21 protein-coding genes are annotated in these 24080 nt (G+C 63.3%); 5 read left to right on the forward strand and 16 right to left on the reverse strand.

Annotated elements, in window-relative coordinates; translation table 11 throughout:
- Positions 1–338 precede the first annotated feature (338 nt).
- Positions 339–878, forward strand: a complete 540-nt coding sequence (locus tag ABD002_RS02315) for a hypothetical protein (RefSeq protein ID WP_343786749.1) — start codon at positions 339–341, stop codon at positions 876–878.
- A gap of 109 nt (positions 879–987) precedes the next feature.
- Here the strand turns inward: ABD002_RS02315 and ABD002_RS02320 are convergent, their stop codons facing one another.
- From ABD002_RS02320 to ABD002_RS02340, 5 genes are all read right to left on the reverse strand, one after another.
- Complete coding sequence (locus tag ABD002_RS02320) at positions 988–1641, reverse strand: glutathione S-transferase family protein (RefSeq protein WP_343787050.1); 654 nt, start codon at positions 1639–1641, stop codon at positions 988–990.
- A gap of 187 nt (positions 1642–1828) precedes the next feature.
- The gene (locus tag ABD002_RS02325; RefSeq protein WP_343786751.1) at positions 1829–2308 is read right to left on the reverse strand and encodes a VOC family protein; all 480 of its coding nucleotides are present in this window, start codon (positions 2306–2308) and stop codon (positions 1829–1831) included.
- A gap of 190 nt (positions 2309–2498) precedes the next feature.
- On the reverse strand, positions 2499–2855 hold the full coding sequence (locus ABD002_RS02330) for a DUF1428 domain-containing protein (RefSeq protein ID WP_343786753.1): 357 nt from the start codon (positions 2853–2855) through the stop codon (positions 2499–2501).
- Between the two features lie 311 nt (positions 2856–3166).
- Positions 3167–5245, reverse strand: coding sequence for a S9 family peptidase (locus ABD002_RS02335; protein ID WP_343786755.1), 2079 nt, complete (start codon positions 5243–5245; stop codon positions 3167–3169).
- 223 nt (positions 5246–5468) lie between these two features.
- On the reverse strand, positions 5469–5972 hold the full coding sequence (locus ABD002_RS02340; RefSeq protein WP_343786757.1) for a DinB family protein: 504 nt from the start codon (positions 5970–5972) through the stop codon (positions 5469–5471).
- 115 nt (positions 5973–6087) lie between these two features.
- Between ABD002_RS02340 and ABD002_RS02345 the strand changes: the two genes are divergently transcribed.
- Both ABD002_RS02345 and ABD002_RS02350 read left to right on the forward strand, forming a co-directional pair.
- Positions 6088–6762: a TetR family transcriptional regulator gene (locus tag ABD002_RS02345; protein ID WP_343786759.1), complete on the forward strand. Its 675-nt coding sequence runs from the start codon at positions 6088–6090 to the stop codon at positions 6760–6762.
- A 301-nt stretch (positions 6763–7063) separates the two neighbouring features.
- The gene (locus ABD002_RS02350) at positions 7064–8938 is read left to right on the forward strand and encodes a choice-of-anchor Q domain-containing protein (protein ID WP_343786761.1); all 1875 of its coding nucleotides are present in this window, start codon (positions 7064–7066) and stop codon (positions 8936–8938) included.
- 143 nt (positions 8939–9081) lie between these two features.
- Here ABD002_RS02350 and ABD002_RS02355 read toward each other — a convergent pair whose 3' ends face one another.
- Positions 9082–9807 (reverse strand): DUF4386 domain-containing protein, encoded by a 726-nt coding sequence (locus tag ABD002_RS02355; RefSeq protein WP_343786763.1) that lies wholly within the window; start codon positions 9805–9807, stop codon positions 9082–9084.
- Between the two features lie 135 nt (positions 9808–9942).
- Positions 9943–10437, reverse strand: coding sequence for a hypothetical protein (locus tag ABD002_RS02360; protein ID WP_343786765.1), 495 nt, complete (start codon positions 10435–10437; stop codon positions 9943–9945).
- 316 nt (positions 10438–10753) lie between these two features.
- On the opposite strand from ABD002_RS02360, the gene ABD002_RS02365 reads away from it, so the two are divergent.
- Positions 10754–11536, forward strand: a complete 783-nt coding sequence (locus ABD002_RS02365; RefSeq protein WP_343786767.1) for a class I SAM-dependent methyltransferase — start codon at positions 10754–10756, stop codon at positions 11534–11536.
- A gap of 621 nt (positions 11537–12157) precedes the next feature.
- Here the strand turns inward: ABD002_RS02365 and pip are convergent.
- The 9 genes from pip to ABD002_RS02410 all read right to left on the reverse strand — a co-directional run bounded on the left by pip (position 12158) and on the right by ABD002_RS02410 (position 22860).
- A complete protein-coding gene (gene pip, locus ABD002_RS02370) occupies positions 12158–13111 on the reverse strand; it encodes a prolyl aminopeptidase (protein WP_343786769.1) in 954 nt (317 codons plus the stop codon).
- 29 nt (positions 13112–13140) lie between these two features.
- Entirely contained in the window at positions 13141–14370 is a 1230-nt protein-coding gene (locus ABD002_RS02375) for an acetyltransferase domain-containing protein (protein ID WP_343786771.1), read from the reverse strand.
- A 61-nt stretch (positions 14371–14431) separates the two neighbouring features.
- Entirely contained in the window at positions 14432–14851 is a 420-nt protein-coding gene (locus ABD002_RS02380) for a hypothetical protein (protein ID WP_343786772.1), read from the reverse strand.
- A 247-nt stretch (positions 14852–15098) separates the two neighbouring features.
- Positions 15099–15707 carry a hypothetical protein gene (locus tag ABD002_RS02385; protein ID WP_343786774.1) on the reverse strand — a complete coding sequence of 203 codons (609 nt, stop codon included), beginning with the start codon at positions 15705–15707 and terminating at the stop codon, positions 15099–15101.
- 170 nt (positions 15708–15877) lie between these two features.
- Complete coding sequence (locus tag ABD002_RS02390) at positions 15878–16111, reverse strand: hypothetical protein (RefSeq protein ID WP_343786776.1); 234 nt, start codon at positions 16109–16111, stop codon at positions 15878–15880.
- 110 nt (positions 16112–16221) lie between these two features.
- Entirely contained in the window at positions 16222–17427 is a 1206-nt protein-coding gene (locus ABD002_RS02395) for a GGDEF domain-containing protein (protein WP_343786778.1), read from the reverse strand.
- Between the two features lie 160 nt (positions 17428–17587).
- On the reverse strand, positions 17588–20317 hold the full coding sequence (locus ABD002_RS02400) for a beta strand repeat-containing protein (RefSeq protein WP_425545119.1): 2730 nt from the start codon (positions 20315–20317) through the stop codon (positions 17588–17590).
- A 735-nt stretch (positions 20318–21052) separates the two neighbouring features.
- Entirely contained in the window at positions 21053–21775 is a 723-nt protein-coding gene (locus ABD002_RS02405; RefSeq protein ID WP_343786782.1) for a LytR/AlgR family response regulator transcription factor, read from the reverse strand.
- Positions 21772–22860 (reverse strand): sensor histidine kinase, encoded by a 1089-nt coding sequence (locus ABD002_RS02410; protein WP_343786784.1) that lies wholly within the window; start codon positions 22858–22860, stop codon positions 21772–21774. Before ABD002_RS02410 ends, ABD002_RS02405 begins: the two co-directional genes overlap by 4 nt.
- Here ABD002_RS02410 and ABD002_RS02415 point away from each other — a divergent pair.
- Positions 22847–24043 carry a serine hydrolase domain-containing protein gene (locus ABD002_RS02415; RefSeq protein WP_343786785.1) on the forward strand — a complete coding sequence of 399 codons (1197 nt, stop codon included), beginning with the start codon at positions 22847–22849 and terminating at the stop codon, positions 24041–24043. The genes ABD002_RS02410 and ABD002_RS02415 overlap by 14 nt on opposite strands.
- Positions 24044–24080 lie beyond the last annotated feature (37 nt).

Consider the following 24080-nt stretch of genomic DNA (forward strand, 5'->3'; position numbering starts at 1 on the left):
GCCTCTTCGTCGCGGAGCGGGAATCTTGTGACCGGTTGACGAGGGCGGCGAAATGGTGACCCGCGTTTCTTCTGCCAAATCCATGCAAGACATGCTACGCGGATATCCGCCAACGCGGCATGTGCTGGACGGCTTACTGATCGAATACGACCCGGCTCTCGTTCTGCGATGTGGAATGGCTCCGTGCTTTCGCGTGCAACTGGCCGTTGTCGCGGCGTTGGCGCTGCGCGACGGTATGCATCGTTTTTCCTGTGACTTGCTGCGCCCCGTTGCCGGGGCGAGCGTCGGCACACGGCGCGAGTCGCGAAACCCCCTGCGGTACACAGAAGGAACTTGGCATGAAGAGATTGGCATTCGCTACCTGTGCCGCGCTGGCAGTCGGATTCGTCGCGTGTGATCCATCGTCGCCGGCTATCGCCGCGTCCGGCAGTACGGCGCCGCACTGTCGTGCGCCCGAGTACCGCCAGTTCGATTTCTGGCTGGGCGACTGGGACACCTACCGGGTGAACAAGCCAGGCCAGCCGTCAGTGGCGCGAAACCGCGTCACCTCGATCCTCGGTGGCTGCGTGCTGTTCGAGGTCTATGAACGCAACGACGGCTATACCGGCGAGAGCTTCACCACCTACGATGCCACTCGCAAACTGTGGCACCAGAGCTGGGTCACCAACGAAGGCGAACTGCTGGTCGCCGAAGGCACGCAGCAGGGCAAGCGCATCGTGTTGACCGGCGCGAGCCGCGACGCCAAGGGCGAATCGCTGCTGAAGGTGAGCTGGGAACCGCAGGCAGACGGCGTGCGCGAAATCGCCGAGGAATCGCGCGATGGCGGCAAGACCTGGACGCCCTCGTTCGACATCCTGTTCCGGCCGCACTCGGGGTAGTGCGGAAACCAGCACAGCTGGGGTCAGAGTGCACTTTCTTCGAACGCCAGGCTCTGGAACGTCGACTGTCCCCTGTTTGGACCCGTTGAATCCGCGACCCGGACCTTTGTCAGCCGATCGGCGGCTTGCCAGTGAACACCGCCCATTGAGCGGCGAAAGCGCGTTTGAAGGCCGGCCGCGCTTCGCCGCGGGCGACATAGGCGGCGAGGTTCGGATACTCGTCCAGCAGGCCCGATGCTTTCAGCCGGAGCAGCACGCCGACCATCATCAGGTCGCCCGCGCTGAACGTACCATCGAGCCAGTCGGCGTCACCAAGGCGCGCGGAAAGTTGCTTCAACCGGTCGCGGACGCGATCCTTGACCAGAGGCAGGCGCTCCTTGCTCCAGGGCTTGTCGCCCTCCAGAAGCCGGGCGGTTGCGAGTTCAAGGATCGGCGGCTCCACCGTGTTGAGCGCGGCAAACATCCATGCGATCGCGCGCGCCCGGGCATTCGCATCGTCCGGCAGCAGGCCCGCATGGCGCTCCGCAATATGCAACACGATGGCCCCCGACTCGAACAGGGCGAGGTCGCCTTCTTCATAGGTTGGAATTTGCCCGAACGGATGAAGCGCTCGATGCGCGGGTTCCTTCATCGCACTGAACGAAACAAGACGAACCTCGTAAGGTTGGCCCACTTCTTCCAGCGCCCAGCGAACGCGCATGTCGCGCGCGAGTCCTCTGCCGCGATCGGGCGAACTTTCAAAGGCAGTGATGGTGGGGGGCATGGGAAGTTTCTTGAAGACTTGGTTAGTGACGATGCTCAACTGCATAAAGCCCCTCTCCCGCCGGGAGAGGGGTGAGGGTTCGGGTGCGCGCGACGTGCAGGATTCGATATGCCTGTGATGCCTTGCTTCTCCCGAACCCTCATCCGCCCTTCGGGCCACCTTCTCCCGAGGGGAGAAAGTAAGCGAGCTAGCTGCGCCGGGCGGCCTCGATCGCGGCGATGTCGATCTTCGTCATCGTCATCATCGCGTCGAACGCGCGCTTGGCGACGGCAGGATCAGGGTCGGTGATCGCGTCCATCAGGACGCGCGGGGTGATCTGCCAGGACAGACCCCACCGATCCTTGCACCAGCCGCAAGCGCTGGCCTGGCCGCCGTTGCCGATGATCGCGTTCCACAGGCGGTCGGTTTCGGCCTGGTTGTCGGTTGCCACCTGGAACGAGAACGCATCGGTGTGCGGAACCCCGGGACCACCGTTCAAGCCCAGGCACGGGGTGCCCATGACCGTGAACTCGACCGTCAGCACATCACCCTGCTTGCCGGCGGGATAGTCACCCGGCGCACGATGGACCGCGCCCACGGCGCTATCCGGAAACGTCTTGGCGTAGAACGTCGCGGCATCCAGGGCGGTGCCGTCATACCAAAGGCAAATCGTGTTCTTGCTGACCATGTGGGTCCTCCTGGTTCAGGGCGGCGAGGGCGCCCTTCATTCTCTTCGACGAACGACGGGCGCGCAGATCGACACGCGTAAAAGGGGGCAGAGTGCGTACGAAGGCAAGTGACTTCGCGAGAGGAGACCACGGCACGCAGCGTCCGTGCTGCTGGATCAAAACGGGACGGAGTGAACCGTCCCGCTTCGGCTAGCTTGACAGGCTCACCACCGGCACGAAACCGCCGAAGATCATGCGCTTGCCGTCGAAGGGGCAGTCGCTGGCTGCCGCCATGCGCGGATCTTTCATGAATTTCTCCATGCCGGCATCGCGGGTGGCTTTGTCGGGCCATTCCACCCAGGAGAACACCACGGATTCGTCTTTCTCTGCCTGCACGGCGCGACGGAAATCAGTGAGCTTGCCTTCGGGCACGTTGTCACCCCAGCACTCCATCACCCGTGTGGCGCCGAACTCCAGAAAAATGGCGTCAAAAGTTTTGGCGTGCTCAATGAACCGCTCGCGGTTGGCGTTAGGTACGGCGATCACGAAACCATCGATGTAGGACATGGCTGTTTCCTTGGCAGCGGCCGGGATGGCCACCTTCGTTCTAGGGAACCTCGAAAAACCTGCTTCTGATCGTCATTCCCGCGAAGGCGGGGATGACGACAGATTTTTCGAGATGCTCTCTAGCGACGAACGAAGGCGCGCAGGATCGACATGGGCCTGAAATGGGTTCGATCGAAGTCACCCACGATTGCCTCAACACCGGGGGCCGAGTCGAGTCGACTTTTGGCTGAAAATTTCCTACCGCCCGACGGACTCTCGCTTGTGCGGGAGCGACGGCACGCGGACTGCGGTTGCGCGTAGGCGCGAGGCGCCTACTTGTTCGCCCCTTTATCGCGATACCGCTCGAACCACGCCAGAATCGCCGACGCCTTCGCCGCCGACTGTGACGGCCGGTCGGCGAGGCCGCCATGATTCGCACCCGGCACCTTGACCAGCGCGGTCGGGATGCTGCGCAGTTGCAGCGCTTCGTAGTACTGCTCGGCTTCGCTGTCCGGCGTGCGGTAGTCGTCGCTGCCGACCACGACCAGCGTCGGCGTCTTCACGTTGCCGACCAGCGACAGCGGCGAGTGCGCCCAGTACGTCGGCATGTCTTCCCACGGGTACTTGCCGAACCAGTAGCGCGAGAAGTACGGCGTCATGTCCGAGGTCAGCACGAAGCTGGACCAGTTGATGACCGGTTTCTGCGACGCGGCCGCGCGGAAGCGGTCGGTCTTGCCGACGATCCATGCGGTCAGCACGCCGCCGCCGGAGCCGCCGGTGACGAACACGTTGTCCTTGTCGATGAAACCCTTGGCGATCGCGGCATCGACCGCGCTCATCAGGTCGTCGTAGTCGTGGCTCGGGTAGTTCTTGTCGATCTTGTTCGCGAACGCTGCGCCGTAACTGGTCGAGCCGCGCGGATTGGCGTAGACGACGGCGTAGCCGGCCGCGGCGTAAAGCTGGTCGTCGGTCGAGAACGAAGGACCGTACGAGGCGAACGGGCCGCCGTGGATTTCGAGGATCAGCGGATATTTCTTCGCGGGGTCGGGGTTTGCCGGATCAAAGCCGGGTGGCGTGACCAGCCACGCGTCGATCGGCAGGCCGTCGAACGCGGTGACAGGCAGCTTCTCGACGTTGCCGAGCTTCTTCGACGCGAACAGCGATTCGTTGAGCCGGGTCAGCTGACGCGCCTTGCCGTCGCGCGCGATCCAGACGTCCGGCGGTCGCTGCGTCGAGCCGCCGGTGTAGGCGACCGTACCGTTGCGCGCGACGCTGAACTGGCCGCCGCTGTACGGACGATCCAGTTCGCCGGCGCCGGTCAGGCCTTCAGCGACAGTGCGGACCGAACCGTCGAGGCCGACGCGCGCAACGCGCACGCTGCCGTGCTCGTCGTAGCCGACGTAGATCGCGCGGCCGTCCTCGGCCCAAGTCGGCGCGTCAACGCTGCGGTCGAGGTTCGCGGTCAGCACGCGCGGCCCGCTGCCGTCGCGCTTCATCACCGACAACTGCTGGTTCTGGTAGCCGAGGTACTTGTCGTCGAAGCCGACATAGGCGATCGACTGGCCATCCGGCGAGACGGCTGGCGCGTTGTCGGGGCCGTTGCGATGCGTGAGCGTGTGCACGTCGAACGTGTCGATCGCGACTTCGTGCACGTCGCTGTTGACGAGGTCGCGCTGCCAGTCCGGCGAGAGGTTCGCGCTGAAGATCACCGAGCGTCCGTCGCGGGACCACGACAGTCGTCCGCCGGCGTTGCGCGCGCCGAACGTGAGCTGCGTCGGTGCGCCGCCGTCGGCGGGTACCCAGAAAATCTGCTCGTAGCCGGGTTTCTCGTAGCCGCCTTCGTCGGTGCGATAGACGACCTTGTCGATCACCTGCAAGGGTTCGGCCCATTTCGCGCCTTCGGGTTTTTCCGGCGCCTTGCCGAGCTTGGCGCCTTCGTCGGGCACGAACATCGCGTAGGCGATGCGCGAGCCGTCCGGCGACCAGGTGATGCCATGCGGCGTGGCGGGCAGGGCGGTGATGCGCGCGGTCGCGCCGGTCTTCATCCAGCGCACATGGAGCTGCGCGCCGGCCTTCTCGTCGGCGCTGGAGATGTAGGCGAGCTTGCTGCCGTCGGGAGACCAGCGCGCCTGTCCATGCGAGCCGGGGCCGGTCACCAGCGGCGTCTGCGCGCCGGTCGCGACGTCGATGATCCAGATCGACGAGCGCGTGCGGTCGGTCATGATGTCGTTCGTGCGACGCGCATAGACGACCGTCCTGCCGTCCGGTGAAATCTGTGGATCGCTCGCGGCTTCGATGTTGAACAGGTCGGCGCCGGTGAGCACGCGTGAAGGGCCGTTCGCCGGCGTCGCGAATGCTGGTGCCGCGAAGGTCACGGCCAGCAGCAGGACGGTGAACGGGCGGATCTGCATGTTCGATCTCCTCGGAAAAATCGGGCGCCACCGGCTGCGGCGGCATCGCGCAAAGGTGGCAGAGGCGGCATTGCGCAACCCGTGTCGGAAGTCACTGCGCGAAAGCAAGTATCCCTGGCTGAGGCGGGGCCTTCGTAGCGGGAACCGCTCAAAGCGGCCGAGAAGAGCAACAGCTTGACGGTCCGAAGCGGCTCGCAAGGTCGCCCCTCACGTGGGTGCGCGTTCACGCTGCCGTCCGCCTTCTCGTCGACGCCGCCATCTCATGCAGATAGGTCGTGAAACCATCCTTCGCTGGCGCAACGGAATTGAGCAGCATGACGGCGCTGACCTGTCCGCGGTGACCTATCCCGTGGGTGATCACATGCATGAGCATCTCCTCGCGGGACATGCGACCCGGGGCGCCGTCAGTGAACACGAAGTCGATTGACTCCGCCAATTGGTCGCGATCGAGCGCCGACACGCAATCGATGTACTCCCGATCGCTTTCTCTGATGCCCATGGACAGATCTTCCAGCGTCGGCATCTCGCTCAGGTTGGCCGACGTGTACGGGTGGGCTTTTCGTCGCAGGTGCGCGGCGAAGATCCGATCGACGACATAGCTGTGGCTCAAGGCCTTGATAGCCAAACCGGTGATGGGGGATTCGCCGCCAAGCCTGGCCAACGCTGTCAGCAGTTCGTCGTTCGCCCAGGCTTTGTATCGAAACAGATGCTGCAATGTGTCGTGCATGTTGTGGCCTTCCGTAGGACTTGCGCGCTGCGCAGGGTCGTGGCGTGTCATCGCCACGACTGGCAGAATATGAGCGATCATTCGCTTTTGATACTCGCATAGGCGGGATCGAAAAATGGCGCGCAAGCCGCTCACAAAGCCCAGGAAAGTCGCCTCCCAGGAGCGATCGCGTTCGACGGTCGACGCGCTGGTCGAGGCGACCGCTCGCATTCTCGTCAAGGACGGCTTCGACAGGGCCAGCACCAACCGCATCGCGGAAGTGGCGGGGGTGAGCGTCGGCTCGCTCTACCAGTATTTCCCTGGCAAGGAGGCGCTCGTTGTCGCCGTCATCGAGCGCCACCAGCAGGAGATCATGCAGACGGTCCGCTGCGAGTTGGCGGAGGTTTTGGCCCAGCCGGTGGAGAAGGCGGTGCGCAAGCTCGTCGCCGTCGCGGTCAAAGCGCATCGTGTCGATCCAAAGCTGCACCGTGTGCTCGCGGAGCAGATTCCCCGCGTGGGCAAGCTCGAAAAGGTGGAAAGCTTCAACCGCGAGAACTACACCCTGTTCAGGACGTATCTCCAGAGCCACCAGGACGAACTGCGCGTCAATGACCTGGAGCTCGCATCATTCATTTGCGTGACCTCGATCGAGGCGCTGACGCACAACGCGATGCTGCACAATCCGAAGATGCTCTCGGATGATTCGATGGAGACGCTCGTCGAGGAGGTCGCGTGCCTCGTGACCGGATATCTGAAGGGCGAACAAAACGGGGTCCAAAGTGCAGGTAGCCGTCGTCACCGGCCGGACTGACCAGGCGCACCTGACGCGCGCTTTCGCACGCCGTTGCGGCGTCGCATCGGCGCGCTATCAGCGGCAAGTGCGCACCTGAGTCGACGCACGGCGGCAGTGCAATCGCGATTGCACGCAGGGCAGATCTCGCGTTGCGTGCGCAAACGACATACAGCACGCTGCGACGTCCGGTAAGATCGTCGAGGCCGATCAAGAACAAACCGTTCAGGGGGAAATCCAGATGCGTCCAGGCGCCCATGGTGCGTCTTGCGTAGCCGTGTGCACGCAAGCGAGGTGGAAGATGATCGAGCCCGAGTCGATCTTGCGGGCTCTCGCTCTGTTCATCGTCCTTGCGGGGAGTGTTGCGGCACGGGCGCAGACCATTACGGTCACCGACACCGGTGCGCCCACGGCGACCACCTGCACGCTGGCTCAAGCGATCAATGCAGCGAACGCGTCGAACGGCGTGTCGGCCAGCGCCGTCGGCTCGAGCACGCCCGTGGGCAACTGCGCCGGCGCCTTGTCGGGGCCCAACACAATTTCGATATCCAACCTGCCGACGATCACGCTGACCGCGATCGACAACTACTGGTACGGGCCGAATGCCCTGCCGCCGATCGCCAGTCCCGTCGTCATTTCCGCTTCCGGCGACGTCGCCACGATCCTCGCCGTGCACGCGGGCGATCCGACGCCGGTGACAGCGAATGCATTCCGGTTCTTCTACGTCTCCGGCGGCATGGAACTGCCCATGGGGTCACTCACCTTGGTGAACGTCGTGCTGCGGGGTGGCTACGCCAAAGGAGGCGATTCCGGACACGGCGGCGGCGGAGCCGGCATGGGCGGCGCAATCTTCAATCAAGGCACCTTGACCTTGTCGCATGTCGCATTGATCGGCAATACGGCGCAGGGCGGAACAGCCGGCTCCGGAACCAGCCTCGGCGGCGGCGGAATGGGTCAGGATGGCGCAAGGGCCGGCGGTGGTTTCGGCGGCAGCATCGGCGGCGCTTACGGCGGCCCAGGTTCGTCCGGGGGTTCTCATGGAGGCGGGGGCGGCGGCGGATTTCTCGGCACGAGCGGTGGAGGGGTCAGCGCCAGTACCGGCGCGCCTGGCGGCGGCATGGGCGGCCTTGGGGGCGGGGGCGGGATTCTCCTCTTTTCCGGCGGGAGCCCCGGCGATGGCGGCGGCGGTGGCGGCAGTACCGGCTCCGCCGTCGCCGGCGGTGGCAGTTTCGGTGGCGGTGGCGGCGACAGTAGCGGGGGCGGTGGCGGCGGTGGCATTGGCGGTGGTGGCGGCTTCGCCGGTGGGGGCGGCGGTTTCGGTGGCGGCGGCGGCTATAGCTCCGTCGCCGGTGGCATCGGCGGTTTCGGAGGCGGTGGCGGCGCAAACGCCAACAGCGTCACCGTCAGCGGTGGTTTCGGCGGCGGAGTCGATGCCTCGGGGCACGCGACGGGTGGTGCGGGTATGGGCGGCGCGATCTTCAATCACACCGGCATGGTGAACCTGCTCAACGTCACCGCCTACGGCAATGCGGCGCGCGGTGCGGCCGGTGCTTCGCCCGGCGGAGGCGGCAGCGGCCTCGGTGCGGTGTTGCTCAATCTCAACGGTACCGCGACCATCGATTTCTCGACGCTGGCCGGCAACAGCCTTTCCGGCAACAACGGCCAGGCAGACGCCAAGGGACCCGAGGATGGTGCGGTCTATTCGCTCGCCTACGGCAACAAGATCGAGGACGGCATCGCCAGTGCCGCATCACTGACAATCCACAACAGCATCATCCACGGCACTCAAGCCGACGGTGGTCTGAAAAGCGATGTCAGCGTCAATCTCGTGAATGGCGCGCAGTCCAATACGTCGACCCTGGTCTATACCGGTCGAAATCTTGTCGGACAGCCGTACATCGTCAGCGGAGTCGCACAGCTGGGTACTTCGCCGAGTGCGGCCGATCCGTTGCTCGGCCCGCTGAGCCTGTACACAGGTTCTCCGGCCATGAATCCGAATGGCACGCCGGTGTTTCCGATCGACGCGAACAGTCCGGCGTACAACACGGCGCCGAGTTGCCTCCAAGCCGATGGGGCGACGACGCTGACGACCGACATCCGCTTCGCGGCGCGGCCGTATGCTGGCCAATGCGACGTCGGCGCGTACGAATTCGACGGCGACTACATTTTCGCGGATGGATTCCAGCCGCGGTTGTGAACCGCGGCCCCGCGGGTCTGGCGTGGCGGATGCCTCTGGCAAGCGATTGATGCGCCGGCGTCGCCGTCCTGCCGCGCTCTTGAGCGGAATAAGCGGCAGGTTCAATTATCGGATGAAAGGACGGAGGAATGATCCGATCGAAGTCAGGTGAGGTTGGCGCGTCTCTCCCACTCATCCACGTTCACGCCCTTCACCAGCAGCCATAGCGCGAACGACGTCTCCGCAATGAGGCACGGCATCAGAATCGCCGGGAACATGCTTGCGGCGACGGCCGGAGCGAGCAGCAGCGCGACGCTGTTGACGAGGTAGCACACGCCCGCGATCTGCATCAGCCAGCCGATCAGGCGTGGCAGATAGCCCGATTTGCGGATCAGGTAGCCTTCCATGAGGCACACGAATCCGAAAAAGATCAGGCCGATGCCGAAGCCGCGTTCGTGCATCCTGATTGCGATGTACGACCATGCCTGCAGCTGCGCCGGGTCGAACGCATGGAGATAGGGCGCGTTACCGAGCAGGAACAGCGGGACGAGCAGGGTCGACTTGTTCGCGACCAGTACGGCGGTCTGGACGAGATTGAAGAGCAGCACCAGCAAGGCCAGCTTGCGGTTGACCGGCCTCAGCAGCACGTAGATCGCCCACATCACGACGACGTCGCAGACGTGCATGGCGAGGTCGCCGATGATGCCGAGGCGCCACAGCGATTCCGAGGCCATGATGCGAGCGGCAGTGGCCGCCGCGTCGCCGGACACGACCAGCTTGTCGCGGATGAAGAGCTCACCGAGTCCACCGGCGACGATGATGAAGAGATAGAGGAGGCCGGCGATCCGCGCATAGGTCTGCGGTGATGCGTCGGAAACGGGCTTTGCCATGACGAACTCCTCTGGTCGATCCAGACGGCACCCCGAAAATGGGGATAGTGGTAGGTAGGTCAGGGGGACCTTTCGCTGCTGCTCGACGGTGGTGATGACTTTACCGGCGTGTCCCGCTTCGAAGTAGCGAACGCCTTAAGTCAGCCACGCTTCCAGCGCTTTCAGCGCTTCCTGTTGTGGGTAGATCAGCGCACCAGCGGGCTCATATCGACGCCCTTCATAGGCAACGACCAACTCACCGAACGGGTCATCGACCGAATCGGTTTCCTCGATGACCAGTTCCAGGTCTTCCAGCGCTTCTTCGACGTTGGCGACGTCGAGCGGCATGTGCAGGATCACGAGCCAGGTGACGAACGTCGCAGCGGCATCGTTTTCGCGTGCGGTGCGCACGGCGGCTGCGAGCGCCGATGAGCGGCTGGCGAAGTGCGCACGCGCGGGAGCCTCGGAAGGGAACACGGTGATCGCCTCGCCTTGCGACTGCAGGTCGCCGGTGTCGACGTTTTCGAAACTGGAGATGGCGACGTAGCTCACTCTGGTTGATCCTTGTTCGATATGCGCCGAAGCGTCGCCCATCCGCGGACGGAGGGCAATGGAGTTCACCTCAGCAACGCTTCGCGCAGGACAGGCCATGTTTCATCTCGGGCAGGTCCACGGCTCCATAGAAGGTTGCGAGAGGACTCGCGCGAACCCCGGGCGCCAGGCCAGGACCGATTTCGAACAATGGATCCATCGCGCCCGTTCGCCCATGAGTGCAAGTGGCGCGGCAATTTTTCCCCAAGTGGCCCTTCAGCGGATGGGGGGCGTCATCGCAAGATCTGGTCGACCGACAGCGGGGATTTGCAAGTCGTCGCGCCGCGGACCTTGTCGGCGGTGCGGGAGAGTAGGCATGTTGCATGAATCAAAGGAGGTGTTCGTGAGTTGGGTTAACGAGATTCGGTTTGCCGGCATGGCGTCGAACAAGCGCAAAGGCCTCGCCTGCGCTGTCTTGACGCTGATCGCGACGCTCGCGTTATCGAGCGAGGCCTCGGCCGCGGAACTACCGAGCGCGGCGATTGCCGCAGCGGTCGTCGATTCGTCGCGTCCGGCCACCGACACGGTCCGCGACACTAATCGCAAACCGGCGGATACGCTGGCGTTTGCTGGCATCAAGCCAGGCGACAAGATCGCCGACTATGCCGCGGGTGCCGGTTACTTCACCCGGCTTTTTGCAGCGGTGGCCGGTGCCAAAGGGCACGTCTATGCCAGTGTGCCGAGCTCCCTGTTCCAGTACCCCAACATCGTCAAGGGTATCGCCGAGGTTCAGACCTGGGCCGTCACCCATCCGAATGTCAGCGTGACCTTCGCGTCGGCGCTGGAGGCCGCGAAGTATCCGGAAAAGCTCGACGTATTCTGGATTTCCCAGAACTACCACGACCTGCATGACAGCTTCATGGGTCCGGTGGACATGGCCGCGTTCAACCGAACGGTCTATGCGGCGCTCAAACCCGGTGGAACCTATGTCGTGCTGGATCACGTGGCGGCCAAAGGTTCACCCGCCGATGTCACCGACACCCTGCACCGCATCGAGCCGTCCACGGTTCGTCGCGAAGTCGAGGCCGCGGGCTTCACGTTCGAAGGTGAGAGCGCGGTTCTCGCCAATCCAGCGGATCCGCATACGGCAGGGGTCTTCGACCCTTCGATTCAAGGGCGGACCGACCAGTTCATCCTGAAGTTCAAGCGGCCGCGCTGATCCACGATCCTTCAGCTGCGTCATTCCGGCGTGACCAGCCATGCGCTGCGCAGCCGCCTGTAGCGGCACCCGCGTTGTCGACTTGGGTGCTGGGATTGCTCGGCGGATTGCTTGCGCTGATCGGCGTTGCGCGCGTGCGGTACACGCGGGGGTAAGTATCCCCCGGCAAAGCCGGGGGCCTTAGTAGCGGAGCCGCTCAAGGCGGCCGAGAAGAGCAACAGCCGGACGTTCCGAAGCGACTCGCAAGGTTGCTTTGCTCACGTTCGTCATGCCTCTCATCCGTTCGTGCTGAGGTATCGAAGCATGAACGGCGCGACACCGCGTGGGTTCGCCGTGACTCGCGCCATCCTGACGCTCGCCCTTCGGGCCGGCTGCGCCGTTCGCGCGCGCTCCGGCGCGCGCAGTCGATACCTCAGGGCGAACGGCTCCGTCGGGACACCGCAGCAACTGTCAAACTTCTACTGCCTCCCCGGCTGAGCCGGAGGACTCCCTCAGTTCGTCTAGACCTCGGTTTGCGGAAGAGCATGACCCGCTCCTCAGGGAGCGGGTGAATTGTTCAGACCTTCCCAAGAGCGGCGGAACAAGGTCGGGTTCATTTCGACCAACGCTCTCTGCATGTTTTCAGGCATAGCGGTCAGCGAGCGCGTCCGTGGCGCCGACCAGGACATCGACGATCGCAGGATCGGCCGCGCTGTGTCCGGCCAATACGACATGAAAGGTCGCCTCCGGCCACGCACAGGCGAGGTCGTAGGCGCTTTTCATCGGGCAGATGATGTCGTAGCGACCTTGCACGATAGTGGCGGGGATGGCGCGGATGCGGTCGACGCCGCGCAGCAGTTGGTCCGGCTCCAGGAAGATCCGGTGCCGGAAATAGTGCGCTTCGGCGCGCGCGACGCTGATCGCGACTTGCGGGTCCTCGAAGTTGCCGGGTTCGTCCGGATCGTGCAGCAGCGTGGTGCTGCCACCTTCCCACCAACCCCACGCTTGCGCGGCGGCGAGCCGTACCGCTTCGTCGTCGCTGTCGAGACGGCGCCAGTAGGCCTCGACCATGTTGCTACGTTCTTCCACCGGAATATGTTCGAGGTAACGACGCCAGCGCTCGGGAAAGATCCACAAAGCGCCACCGTCGAGTTCGTTGAACCAGCGCAGCTCGCCCGGCCGGCCGAGGAAGATGCCGCGCAGCACCAGGCCCAGCACGCGCGCGGGATGTGTTTGTGCATAGGCCAGTGCCAGCGTCGAACCCCAAGAACCACCGAAGGCCACCCAGCGCTCGATGCCGAAGTGTGCGCGAATCGTCTCGATGTCGGCGACCAGATGCTGCGTGGTGTTGTCGCGCAGCTCGGCGTGTGGCGTCGACTTGCCGGCGCCGCGCTGGTCGAACAGTACGATGCGATAGCGCGCTGGATCGAAGAAGCGGCGATGGTAGGGGGACAGGCCGGCGCCGGGGCCGCCGTGCAGGAAGATCACCGGCAGGCCGGCAGGATTACCGCATTCCTCGATGTACAGCGTATGGATGTCGTCGACGGCAAGGCGATGGGTGCGATAAGGCTCGATCTCGGGATACAGCTCGCGCATGGGATCGTTCTGGAAGGGAAGGGAGCGAATCAAAGATAACTGAGCCACCAGTCCTTGCGTCGTTGCTTTACGTCGGCATACCAGCGGCAGAGCGGATAGAGGATCAGCACGACGAGTGCCCACAGCAGGTAGATCGTGGGCAGGCCAAAGTCCCAGCCCGGCGGCGCGGTGAACGGGAAATGGCCGAGGTCGGGCGAGTGGAACATGCCGCCGACGCTGCCGAAGCACAGGTAACAGGCAGCGACCGCCAGCAGGTGGATCAGGTAGAAATGCACGACGTAGAAGAACAGCGGCACCTTGCCGATGATCCATGCCGGGCGCAGCGGCCTGGGCACGCCGCCGTCGAAGGCGCGCAGCAGGAGCAGCGCCGGTCCCAAGGTCATCAGCAGGAACAGCAGCGAGGGCGGGTACTTCCGCGTGTCGAGGAACGACAGCGCCGTCCAGAGCGGTGATTTCTGCACCGACCACGCCACCGGGTCGCCGTACACATTGACCAAGCGCAGTGCCAGAAAGCCGAGGCTGAGTCCGATGCCGAGCCAAAGCAGCAGGGTCTGGCGCCGGTCCGCGCGCCAGCGATACGCGCTGCCGAGGGCGTAGCCCAGCGCGGTCACGCCCACCCAGGGAATCAGCGGATAGGCGACGAACACGATGTGTTGGGCGCTGTTGATGACGAAGCCCGGCGCATGCAGCACCGACCATAGTGGGGCGAAGCTGCCGAGTGCCTCGGCCTGAACGCCGTCAAGCAGATTGTGGCCGGCCACCAGGACGACGCCGAAGGCGACGATGGCCCAGGTCGGCAGATGGATCAGCACCGCCAGTACGATCATGGCCCAGCCCAATGCCCACAGCACGGTGAGCATGGTTACCTGGTAGTCGAGGTTGAACTGCAGGGCGAAGCGCATCACCACCACTTCGAGAACGATCAGCCACAAGCCGCGCGTGACCAGGAAGCGCGATAGCTCGCGCTTCGACATGCGCTGCAGCGTCAGGCAGGCGCCGGCGCCGGTGAGCAGGAAGAACACCGGGGCGCAGAAGTGGGTGATCCAGCGGGTGAAGAACAGCGGCGCCGTCGTGGTGGAAAGATCGGTCGGGCTGGCGCCGGGCGCTCCGAAGAAATCGTGGACGTGGTCCAGCGCCATGATCACGATGATGATGCCGCGCAACAGGTCGATCGACTCGATGCGGCTCCGTTGCGGCGGACGGTCTTCGATAATCGCCTGCGCATCCGCGACGAGCGCCTCCGTCTTGTCTTCAATCATGCCTGGCGACTCCTGGCAGTATCGAGCGCGATCGTTCGCTCGACTGTTGGCAGCGGTATCGCTAATCCGGTTCAGCGGTCACACGGGTGGCGATCTGCTGCGCGGCGCGCTGGCGCGCTCGCGCGACCTGGCGTTCGGCCCAGCGCTTGAGCACACGCGCTCGCCGCGCGCCGGTCTGCGGGTCACGCACGACTTCTTCGACGCGGGCGAGGAGGGCATCGACATTCTCGCGTTGTGGTGACTGTGGGTCGCGCGCGCCGGACCACATGTCGATCCAGTGCTCGGTGTGCTCGCCGAGCCGCAGGACAGCGCGGAAAAAGTGCGGCTCCTGCCGTTTCAGCAATGCGAGATCGATGAGCGCGGCGGCGAGCGTGAGCGGACTCAGCACGAGGTCGCGTGCGGCGCCGAGAAGCAGCTTCAACTGCAGCAATGCGACCGCTCGTATCAGCGGGCCGGCCGTGCGTGTGGATTCTGGATTCATGTCGCGAGCGTAAGGCAGTTCGCCGCACATGGAAACCGTGCGCGGCGAAGTCAAAGTGTCTCATGCGTTCATGGCGCCCGATGGAAGGCCGTTATCCAGTTCGTCTCCCCGCCATCGGGCGAGAACGCCTGCTTCCAGCGAGCGGAGGTCGGCGTGATGTGCGACCACGTGAACCGAACGCGGATCGGTTTGCCTCGCAGCGTGATCCTCTGCGGTTGCGACGTTCATGGCGCGTCGAACGTGCCGTTCATTTTGTCGGAGCGTCTGCCACTCGCGTGTCGATCGCGATCCAGTTCACTTCCCAGGTCTTGCCTCCGTCATCCGAGAACGCCTGCTCGAAGCGACCCGAATTCGGAGTGATGTCCGACCAGACGTTGCGGACAAGAATGGTTCGACCATTCAGTGATTCCTGATCATAGAACTCGCCGCGCCCATCCTTGAACTCCCCGATCGTGGGCACGCTCAGCGTGCCGCTGCTGCTGTTGGCGAAATTGAGACTCCATTGATGGGACTGGGGGTTGTACAGGCGCAGGGATAGTCCTTCGATGTGACCGCCCGGGCCATCGACCTCGAGCTCGATCAGATTGGCACGACCATTCCAGACCTTGCGGACGACGGATGTTCCATCGAACTCAACCCAGGTCGTGGATCCGGTCAACGGGTGCAGGAGGCGTTTCAAGTGGGTCTTCCAGGTACCTATCTCGAAATCGAAATCGTGCTGTCCGTCGTGCTGCATGGAGGTCGGCCGAGCGGCTGGTTTCGGCGCTTCGGTATCGGCGAGCGCGAAACCGGAATACAACATGATCACAAGACCGCATGCCCAGAGTTCGGTCCTGACATGATTGAGCGTGTTCATCGCGGCTGCCTCTCATCCGATGGTCGGTTCGTTGCGTCTTCGCCGCGCGCATTCGCGTCGGTCGGCGCGCAGTCGACGTTGTCCACGGTGCGCGAAAATGCACCGTCGCCATAGATCCACTTTCCTTTGCATTCCCCCATGCCAATTGTCGAAACGATCGACAGCCTGCGTTACCGCGGCTCCCGCGGAAAACAGGCGGACTGGCTCATCACTTTCGAAAGCCGGATGCCATGAATGCGAGTACCGGTCATGTTGATCGGCAGCGCCGGGTACGGCGTGATCAGCGCTGCCGTTGATTGGCCAGGAGTGGCGAAGGTCTGCTGGGCGGCAAAGCTCAGCGTGGCTGCGCCCGGCGCGGCGGTATTGAGCAGCGTCGAGACGGTGTTGCCGCCGTCGTTCGCCACGCTCAGGTCGGGTTGGCCGTCGCCATTGATGCCCCGAGTTCGCTTGTACAACCCCGCCACACATCAGCCTTGTCGTGGAGGCGAATCCCAGGGATGCGACAAGGCCAACATCAAGCAATCATGGGAACCGCGTCGGCGGATCCATTCTCCGACTCACCATCCTCATGGGAATAGCTGACTCGGTTGCGTCCATTTTTCTTGGAGCGATACAACGCTTCGTCGGCGCGACGCAAAACGTCTTCCCAGTGCCTGTCCGTTGTCCCTCGCAAGGCGATACCAACGCTCACGGTGGTCGAAAGGGATGTGCCGTTGGTATTCAACGCTGAACCTTCGATGTGCTCGCGCAGGCGCTCACCCATCGCGATCAAACGTTCTTGGTCAGCGTCCGTGATCAAAACGACAAACTCTTCGCCGCCTATGCGAAACCGGGCGTCGTAACCGCGCAATGTGCCGGCGGCCAGGGTGGTGACGTGACGAATGGCCGTATCGCCAACGGCGTGTCCATGCGTGTCATTGATCGACTTGAAATGATCGATGTCGAAGATGACAAAGGCCAGGGAATGGTTGCCACGACCCCGACGATTGAATTCTCGATGGGCGATGTCCTGCAATGCGTGCCGATTCAACCAACCGGTCAGATGGTCGGTACGTGACGCTCGGCGCAACGCCAGCTCCTGATGGCGTATCACAATGAGGGCGCATCCCATTGTCGCTACTGACAGAAACACGAGCAACGCCAACGATCCGGAGGTTTGCATGAACTGACTGCCCAGGAATGTCAGCGTCGTTTGCGCGTTGAACACGATGAATAGTGCGCGCAAAAGCAATTGTGCGAAAAAGAAAAGTTCGATCAGGGCAAGTGGCCAATACGCCGGCTTCATGTCGTTTGCCGGCGCTCGCCATAACAGCAACACAACGCCGAGATTCAACGCCATGATGATGGGGTAGAACAGCATCAGCCGGTAGGTGATCGATGCGTGCACGAACGTCAGCCAATGTGCGGCGAAAACCAGCACCGACACTACGAGCAGCAAGGCCCAACCAGGTTGCCGCCCCAGATGGCGGCGCACACCGGCCAACAAAGCGCCGTGTCCCGCTATGTAGAGCGCATTGCCGATCGCTGGAGCAACCCAAAAGGGAACCCGATAAAACGTGGCCACCACGCCGACGCAATTGGTGGCCAGAAAGAACACCCCGGCCCAGAACCAGTCCAGCAGGGACGCTTCGCGCGGACTGGCACGATGCAACACATACATCGTTGTCGTCATGATTGCGCTAGCCAACGCTGCAGCGAGCAATAGAGTCAACGTATCCATTTCGTCGATTCTCCGTGAATCGCCGTATCGATCCGCAAGTCCGCGTACTGACACACCTGCGCGAACCCATCACCACGCCGCTCCGCGCACATTGCGGCGGCATCACACACACAGGCATGTGGGTGCGTGATGCCCGCCGGACCGGCGAGTGTTTGGATAATTATTCGAATCCGTTCGCGAAAATATAGTCGTGCACGATCGTACCGGTGGCGGGGCTGCCAGCGAATACCGCTTGATACTGCGTGTTGAGCAGCACCGAGACGGTGTTGGAACCCGAGTTCGCCACGATCAGGTCGGGCTTGCCGTCGCCGTTGATATCGGCGGAGGTGATGGAAACGGGCCCCGTTCCCGTGCCGAAGGTCTGCTGGGCGGCAAAGCTCGGCGTGGCGGCGCCGGGCGTGGTGGCATTGAGCAGCACCGAGACGGTGTTTCCGCTGTAGTTCGCCACGATCAGATCCGGCTTGCCGTCGCCGTTGACATCGGCGACGGTGACCGAAGCGCGCCCCCCTCCCGTGGCAAAGTCCTGATGGGCGGCAAAGCTCGGTATGGCGCCTGGCGTGGTCGTGTTGAGCAGCACCGAGACGGTGTTGCCGTTGTAGTTCGCCACGATCAGGTCGGGCTTGCCGTCGCCGTTGACATCGGCGGCGGTGATGGAAACGGGAGCTGATCCCGTGCCGAAGGTCTGCTGGGCGGAAAAACTTGGTATGGCGGCGCCGGACGTCGTGGTGTTGAGCAGCAACGAGACAGTATTGTCGCCGCTGTTCGCCACGATCAGATCCGGTTTGCCGTCGCCGTTGACATCGGCGGCGGTGACGGATTGGGAACCTGATCCCGCGGCGAAGGCCTTCCGCGCGGCAAAGCTCGGCGCAGCGGCGCCAGGTGCGGTGGTGTTGAGCAGCACCGAGACGGTGTTGTCGCCTCCGTTCGTCACGATCAGGTCGGGTTTGCCGTCGCCGTTGACATCGGCGGCGGTGACGGAAATAGGCCCCGATCCGGTGACGAAGGTCTGCTGCGTGGCAAAGCTGGGCGTCGCGGCAGCGGGCGCGGTCGTGTTGAGCAGCACCGAGACGGTGGAGACGAAGTTGAAGTTGTAGTTCGCCACGATCAGGTCGGGTTTGCCGTCGCCGTTGACATCGGCGACGGTGACGGATCGGGGACTCGTTCCTGTGGCGAAGGTCTGCTGGGCGGCAAAGCTGGGCGTGGCGGCCCCAGGTGCAGTCGTATTGAGCAGCACCGAGACGGTGTTGTCGTTGGCGTTCGCCACGATCAGGTCGGGCTGGCCATCGCCGTTGAGGTCGGCGGCGGTGACGGAATAGGGACTCGATCCGGCGCCGAAGGCCTGCTGCGTGGCGAAGCTCGGCGTCGCGGCCCCAAGCGCGGTGGTGTTGAGCAACACCGAGACGGTGTTATCTAAGAAGTAGTTCGCCACAATCAGATCGGGCGTGCCGTCGCCGTTGACATCGGCGATGGTGACTGAAAAAGGAAGCGATCCCGTGGCGAAGGTCTGCTGCGCGGCGAAGCTCGGCGTGGCGGCGCCAGGCGCGGCGGTGTTGAGCAGCACCGAGACAGTGTTGCTGCCGTTCGCCACGATCAGATCGGGCTTGCCGTCGCCGTTGACATCAACGGCGGTGACGGAATAGGGAGTCGTTCCCGTGGCGAAGGTCTGCTGGGCGGCAAAGCTCGGTGTGATGGCGCCGGGTGCGGTCGTGTTGAGCAGCACCGAGACGGTGTTGTCGCCACGGTTTGCCACGATCAGGTCGGGCTTGCCGTTACCGTTGACATCGGCGGCAGTGACGGAATCGGGCCCCGTTCCCGTGCCGAAGGTCTGCCGCGGGGCAAAGCTCGGCGTGGCGGCACCGGGCGCGGTCATATTGAGCAGCACCGAAACGGTGTTGTCGCTCTGATTCGCCACGATCAGATCCGGTTTGCCGTCGCCGTTGACATCGGCGGGGATGACGGACCGCGGATTCCATCCGGTGGCAAAGGTCTGCTGCGGGGCAAAGCTCGGCGTGGCGGCACCGGGCGCGGTGGTGTTAAGCAGCACCGAGACGGTGTTGGCATTACGGTTTGCCACGATCAGATCGGGCTTGCCGTCGCCGTTGACATCGGCGGCGGTGACGGCAACAGGAATCGATCCTGTGGCGAAGGTCTGCTGCGTGGCAAAGGTCGGCGTGGCGGCGCCGGGCGCGGTCGTGTTGAGTAGCACAGAGACCGTGTTGTCATTGAGGTTCGCCACGATCAGGTCGGGTTTGCCGTCGCCGTTGACATCGGCAGCAGTGACTGAATAGGGATTCGATCCCGTGGCGAAAGTCTGCTGGGCGGCAAAGCTGGACGTGGCGGCGCCGGGCGCGGTCGTGTTGAGCAACACCGAGACCGTGTTGTCGCCGTAGTTCGCCACGATCAGATCGGGCTTGCCGTCGCCGTTGATATCGGCCGCGGTGACGGAATCCGGTTTCGTTCCCGCGGCGAAGTTCTGCCGGGCGGCAAAGCTCGGCGTCGGGCCGATACCGGTCGCGCCATCGAGCTGCAACTGGAACGTGCGGTTGGCGCCGCCGCCGGTTTGGGAGCTGAGCGTGATCGGAATCATCGCACTGCCCGCACCGGCGGGAACGGTGATCGTGCCGGAGGCTGCCGAATAATCCGTGCCGGCGAGCGCTGTGCCATCCAGCGTGTGGTAGTTCAGTACCGCTTCGTAGCCCAGGTCGCCGCTGCGCGTCACCGGAAACAACATCGTGACGGGCGTTCCGCTGCTGCCTTTGCTGGCGTTCGCCACCGTGAGCGTCGTGGTGTCGGCGTGGGCCGATGCGGCCAGGCACAATGCCAAGGCACCCAGGAACGATACCGGGCGACGCGTTATCCAGTGACGCCGGTTCGATGCGCTCGTTGACATGGCTTTCCTTCAGGTCGAGGTGAGTCGGATGCGCGACAAACCCGGGGTCTTAGCAAGAGCCATGCCGTTGACCCGTAAGGGGGGCTAGCACCGCTCGATCGCGGTAGCCGTTGCGTGCGCCAAGGATGTCCCGCGCATCCGGTGGGATGAATCAGAGCCCGCAGTTCTCAACGCGCCAGACTCACGACGATCAATCCTCCGGGGAGGACATCGATTGCGGTCCACCGCGCGGTCTCGACAAACGCCAGCGACTCGACCTCTGCTCCGCGAGCGGATCGAGTGATGTCAGCATCGGCCAATCGCAGCTTCAGAAACGTGGCCGATTGACGCAATGCGTGCCGAAAGACTGGCGGGGATTCGCTCTCCGCACATCCTGCGAGCCTAGCGGCCGTCGAATTCGTTCCCGCCATCACGTACCGCTGATCGCGTTCGGTCCCTACCTTGCGCGTCGCATTCAGCACGCGGTTCGTTGCCGAAATTCGAGCGTAGCTGCTCGGCAGGCGCTGAGTGTGGAGGGCGTCGCTGGGCCCGCATGTATAGCGCGGCTACCACCAGCAGATGAACCTACTACCGTCGGATTCATCATCGGCGTGAGGTTCACATCCAGCAGAAAACACCTGATTCAACATCGGCGCAGCTGTGCAAGCAATTTCGGAACTCCAATCTATCAGCAACGCAAAACGCAGAGGGCTGCCTCCGGCACTGAAGCAGACAATCGCCAAACGAATGGGGCAATCAAGAACTGGAGAGCGCGTGACCAAGTCGCACGGCATCCGTCATGGCGGCACGATAGGCGCGGCCCGTGGGAAGGAGAAGGCCATCGTGCAATCTGACGTCGGTCGCCGAAATCGAGCGTATGAAGCGCATGTTGACCAGATGAGACTTGTGGATCCGCACGAAGCCGAAGGGCGTCAGCCGCCGCTCGAGTTCTTTCATCGCCTCGGAAGCGAAAACCTGCTCGTCTCCCGTGTAGACAATGGAAAAGTTGCCCGCCGCTTCGATCCTCAAAGTCCGCGCAGGATCCACCAGCCGATGTGCACTTCCGCATTTGATCGAGAGCCGTGCCGGCGTCTTGACTGTGGATTCGGTTCTCGCTGCCAGCAGCAAGGGGCGGATATGGTCGAGACATCGGTACAGACGCTGCGCGGACACAGGCTTGAGAAGATAGTCACGCACACCGAGTTCGAACGCGCTCAGGGCGTGCTCCATGTGAGCGGTCAACAGTACCGTCACCGGCGGGTCGGCAAGTGCGCGGAGAAAATCCAAACCGCTCATCTCCGCCATTGCGACATCAAGAAAAAGCAGGTCGGGGCGCTCGGCACCGAGCGCAGACAGGGCGCGCGAAGGCGAGGTCCATGTCGCCGCGAGCTCGATATCGGAAACGTTCTTCAGCAGCGCCCGAAGCGCCTCGTGCGCGCTCGGCTCATCGTCAACGCTAACGGCCTTGAACCGGCTCATGGCGCGATGTCGATCGTGGCACGGTACACACCCTCTTCCGCGTGCGTACGGAACGCGCTCTTTTGGGGATAGAGCAAGTGCAGACGATTCCTGACATTTGTCTGCCCGATGCCCATGCCCCTGCCTGCCTGTTCCGGCACTGGGAAACGGTTCGTCACTTCGAACTGCATCTGCGTCTCAGCGACGCTGACGGAAATATTGATTTCAAGTGTTCCATCGGGAAAGCGCCCGTGCTTCACAGCGTTCTCGAACAGCGTCGCGAGCAACATCGGCGGCACGGGAACGTCGAGATCGCCGTTCGTTTTGATCGTGATCGCCACGCGCTCGGGATTTCGTGCGCGTTCCAGCACGGCATAGTGATCGATGAAGTCGAGCTCGTCGTGCAGAGGAATCCAGCGTTTGCGCGTGCGGTCGATGACATGGCGCAGTGCTTCGGACATCGCCAGGAATAGCGGTATCGCTTTCTCGTGATCCGTCAGTAGCACCGAATACACGGTGTTGAGCATATTGAAGAGCGCGTGCGGCGCCAGTTGCGCATCGAGTAGACGCAATTCCGTCTGAGCTTGCAGCTCGAGCGCTCGGGCCAGACGCTTGCGATAGAGGAAGCCGCGCACGGCAAACCACGAAGCGACACCGAAGAGGGGTATCAGGGCGAAGTTCGTGACGCTTTCGCCCATCGAGGGCACAAACCCGAAGGCGGGGTAGATCACGGCGCGCTGCAGCGCGAGCCACACCAGTGCCAAGCCGTAGGTAGCAAGAATCCGCGGAGCCAGCGACAGCCGGCTCTTCGTGAGCTCCATCAGCCAGTAGTAGGAGACCAGCGGCGGGACCACAAGCAACACCGTCGCCGCCGAAACCGCCACGGCGTCCGCACGATCGAACCGATAGGCGGAAAACAGCACCGCCCACAACACCAATGCAGCGACGAGGCCGATGGCGGCCAGCGCTGTCCCGTCGTTCGTCACGTCGAACGGGTGTTCGTCATTTCCGGTTTGCATAGGCGCGGAACCCTCAACTACGTTCCACTCATCGACGAATCGCGTCGCCAGCGCAATATACAAGGACGCTTCGATGAGAATAGCCACCTTCACCCTCGCCATCATCGCGACCTGTTTGAGTTGCGTGAGCGGCGACGCGCGCTCGGATGATTTGCCAGCGGCGGCAGGCAAGACGTTTGCGTCCGGCGGTTTCGAGCGCGCCGCCTTGTTGGATTCGGGTGTTCCGCTGGTGATCAAATCCCGGCGCGTCGCCGGTGTCGGCATTGCCGTCATTCGCGGCGGCCGCGTCGTCTGGACGGGCTACTACGGCGAACAAGGTCCCGGCGTGCCGGCAACCCGCGAAACCCTGTTCAACACCGCGTCGCTGGCGAAGTCGATTACAGCTGAGACCGTGTTGCGACTGGTTGCACAGGGGAAGGTGTCGCTCGATGAATCGATCGCCGCGTACTACGTCCACCCCGATCTCGCCGGCGACCCGCGCTACAAGAAGCTGACTCCGAGGCTCATTCTCAGCCATCAGCCCGGGCTTCTGAATTGGGGATACCTGTACAAGGACAACAAGCTGGCATTCGTGGCCGACCCTGGCGTGCGATTCGGTTACTCGGGTGCCGCTTACGACATTCTCGCCAGGTTCCTCGAGAAGAAGCTTCACACCGACTTCGAGACCCTCGTCAAGAAGTCGGTGTTCGACCCGATCGGCATGACCAACGTCTCGATGAAGCGACGTCGCTCGATCGACGCGCATGTCACGACGCCGATGAACAGCAATGGCGTCTACGAGGCCCCCTATACAACGTCCCAGCCGGATTGGCACCACGGCACCTGGAGCTCGGCTTCCGATCTGTTCGTCACCGTCGACGACTATGCCAAGTTCGTGATCAGCGTCATGAAGCACGAAGGTCTGCCTCCGTCATTGGCGGCCGAGCAGATCCGTCTTCACTCGTCATTTGTCGGTGCGCCGGAGTGGGAATGTGCCCCCGACTCATCGCTCACCTGTCCCGATCGCTACGGCTTCGGCTTGGGATGGATGGTGTTCGAGTACGGCACCACGAAGATCGTCTGGGGTGGAGGAAACGATTCGGGCGAGAATGCCATGGTGTACTTTTCGCCCAATGCGCCGGGCGACGCAGCGATTGTGTTCGTCAATGGCGGCAACGGAGTCTTCGCTGCGCCCGACATCATCGATTTGATCGACGACACGCAGAAGCTCGGCGCGTACATTCGGCAACTGATTGACCGGCATGCGCACGCGAAGGCTCCGCAGCAATGATCTGATCGTCGAACCACTCATCGTTCGAACCACTCTT

Origin of the sequence: Dokdonella soli (assembly GCF_039523175.1) — a bacterium.
In the GTDB taxonomy this organism is placed as follows: Bacteria; Pseudomonadota; Gammaproteobacteria; order Xanthomonadales; family Rhodanobacteraceae; genus Dokdonella_A; species Dokdonella_A soli.

What these genes read in the sequence shown, in the direction of transcription:
- ABD002_RS02340 (WP_343786757.1), bottom strand. Translation starts at nt 5,972, where the DNA reads ATGCACGACACATTGCAGCATCTGTTTCGATACAAAGCCTGGGCGAAC.
- ABD002_RS02335 (WP_343786755.1), bottom strand. Translation starts at nt 5,245, where the DNA reads ATGCAGATCCGCCCGTTCACCGTCCTGCTGCTGGCCGTGACCTTCGCG.
- ABD002_RS02415 (WP_343786785.1), top strand. Translation starts at nt 22,847, where the DNA reads ATGAGAATAGCCACCTTCACCCTCGCCATCATCGCGACCTGTTTGAGT.
- ABD002_RS02385 (WP_343786774.1), bottom strand. Translation starts at nt 15,707, where the DNA reads ATGAACACGCTCAATCATGTCAGGACCGAACTCTGGGCATGCGGTCTT.
- ABD002_RS02320 (WP_343787050.1), bottom strand. Translation starts at nt 1,641, where the DNA reads ATGCCCCCCACCATCACTGCCTTTGAAAGTTCGCCCGATCGCGGCAGA.
- ABD002_RS02345 (WP_343786759.1), top strand. Translation starts at nt 6,088, where the DNA reads ATGGCGCGCAAGCCGCTCACAAAGCCCAGGAAAGTCGCCTCCCAGGAG.
- ABD002_RS02380 (WP_343786772.1), bottom strand. Translation starts at nt 14,851, where the DNA reads ATGAATCCAGAATCCACACGCACGGCCGGCCCGCTGATACGAGCGGTC.
- ABD002_RS02375 (WP_343786771.1), bottom strand. Translation starts at nt 14,370, where the DNA reads ATGATTGAAGACAAGACGGAGGCGCTCGTCGCGGATGCGCAGGCGATT.
- pip (WP_343786769.1), bottom strand. Translation starts at nt 13,111, where the DNA reads ATGCGCGAGCTGTATCCCGAGATCGAGCCTTATCGCACCCATCGCCTT.
- ABD002_RS02395 (WP_343786778.1), bottom strand. Translation starts at nt 17,427, where the DNA reads ATGGATACGTTGACTCTATTGCTCGCTGCAGCGTTGGCTAGCGCAATC.
- ABD002_RS02315 (WP_343786749.1), top strand. Translation starts at nt 339, where the DNA reads ATGAAGAGATTGGCATTCGCTACCTGTGCCGCGCTGGCAGTCGGATTC.
- ABD002_RS02365 (WP_343786767.1), top strand. Translation starts at nt 10,754, where the DNA reads ATGGCGTCGAACAAGCGCAAAGGCCTCGCCTGCGCTGTCTTGACGCTG.
- ABD002_RS02400 (WP_425545119.1), bottom strand. Translation starts at nt 20,317, where the DNA reads ATGTCAACGAGCGCATCGAACCGGCGTCACTGGATAACGCGTCGCCCG.
- ABD002_RS02355 (WP_343786763.1), bottom strand. Translation starts at nt 9,807, where the DNA reads ATGGCAAAGCCCGTTTCCGACGCATCACCGCAGACCTATGCGCGGATC.
- ABD002_RS02360 (WP_343786765.1), bottom strand. Translation starts at nt 10,437, where the DNA reads ATGGCCTGTCCTGCGCGAAGCGTTGCTGAGGTGAACTCCATTGCCCTC.
- ABD002_RS02405 (WP_343786782.1), bottom strand. Translation starts at nt 21,775, where the DNA reads ATGAGCCGGTTCAAGGCCGTTAGCGTTGACGATGAGCCGAGCGCGCAC.
- ABD002_RS02325 (WP_343786751.1), bottom strand. Translation starts at nt 2,308, where the DNA reads ATGGTCAGCAAGAACACGATTTGCCTTTGGTATGACGGCACCGCCCTG.
- ABD002_RS02330 (WP_343786753.1), bottom strand. Translation starts at nt 2,855, where the DNA reads ATGTCCTACATCGATGGTTTCGTGATCGCCGTACCTAACGCCAACCGC.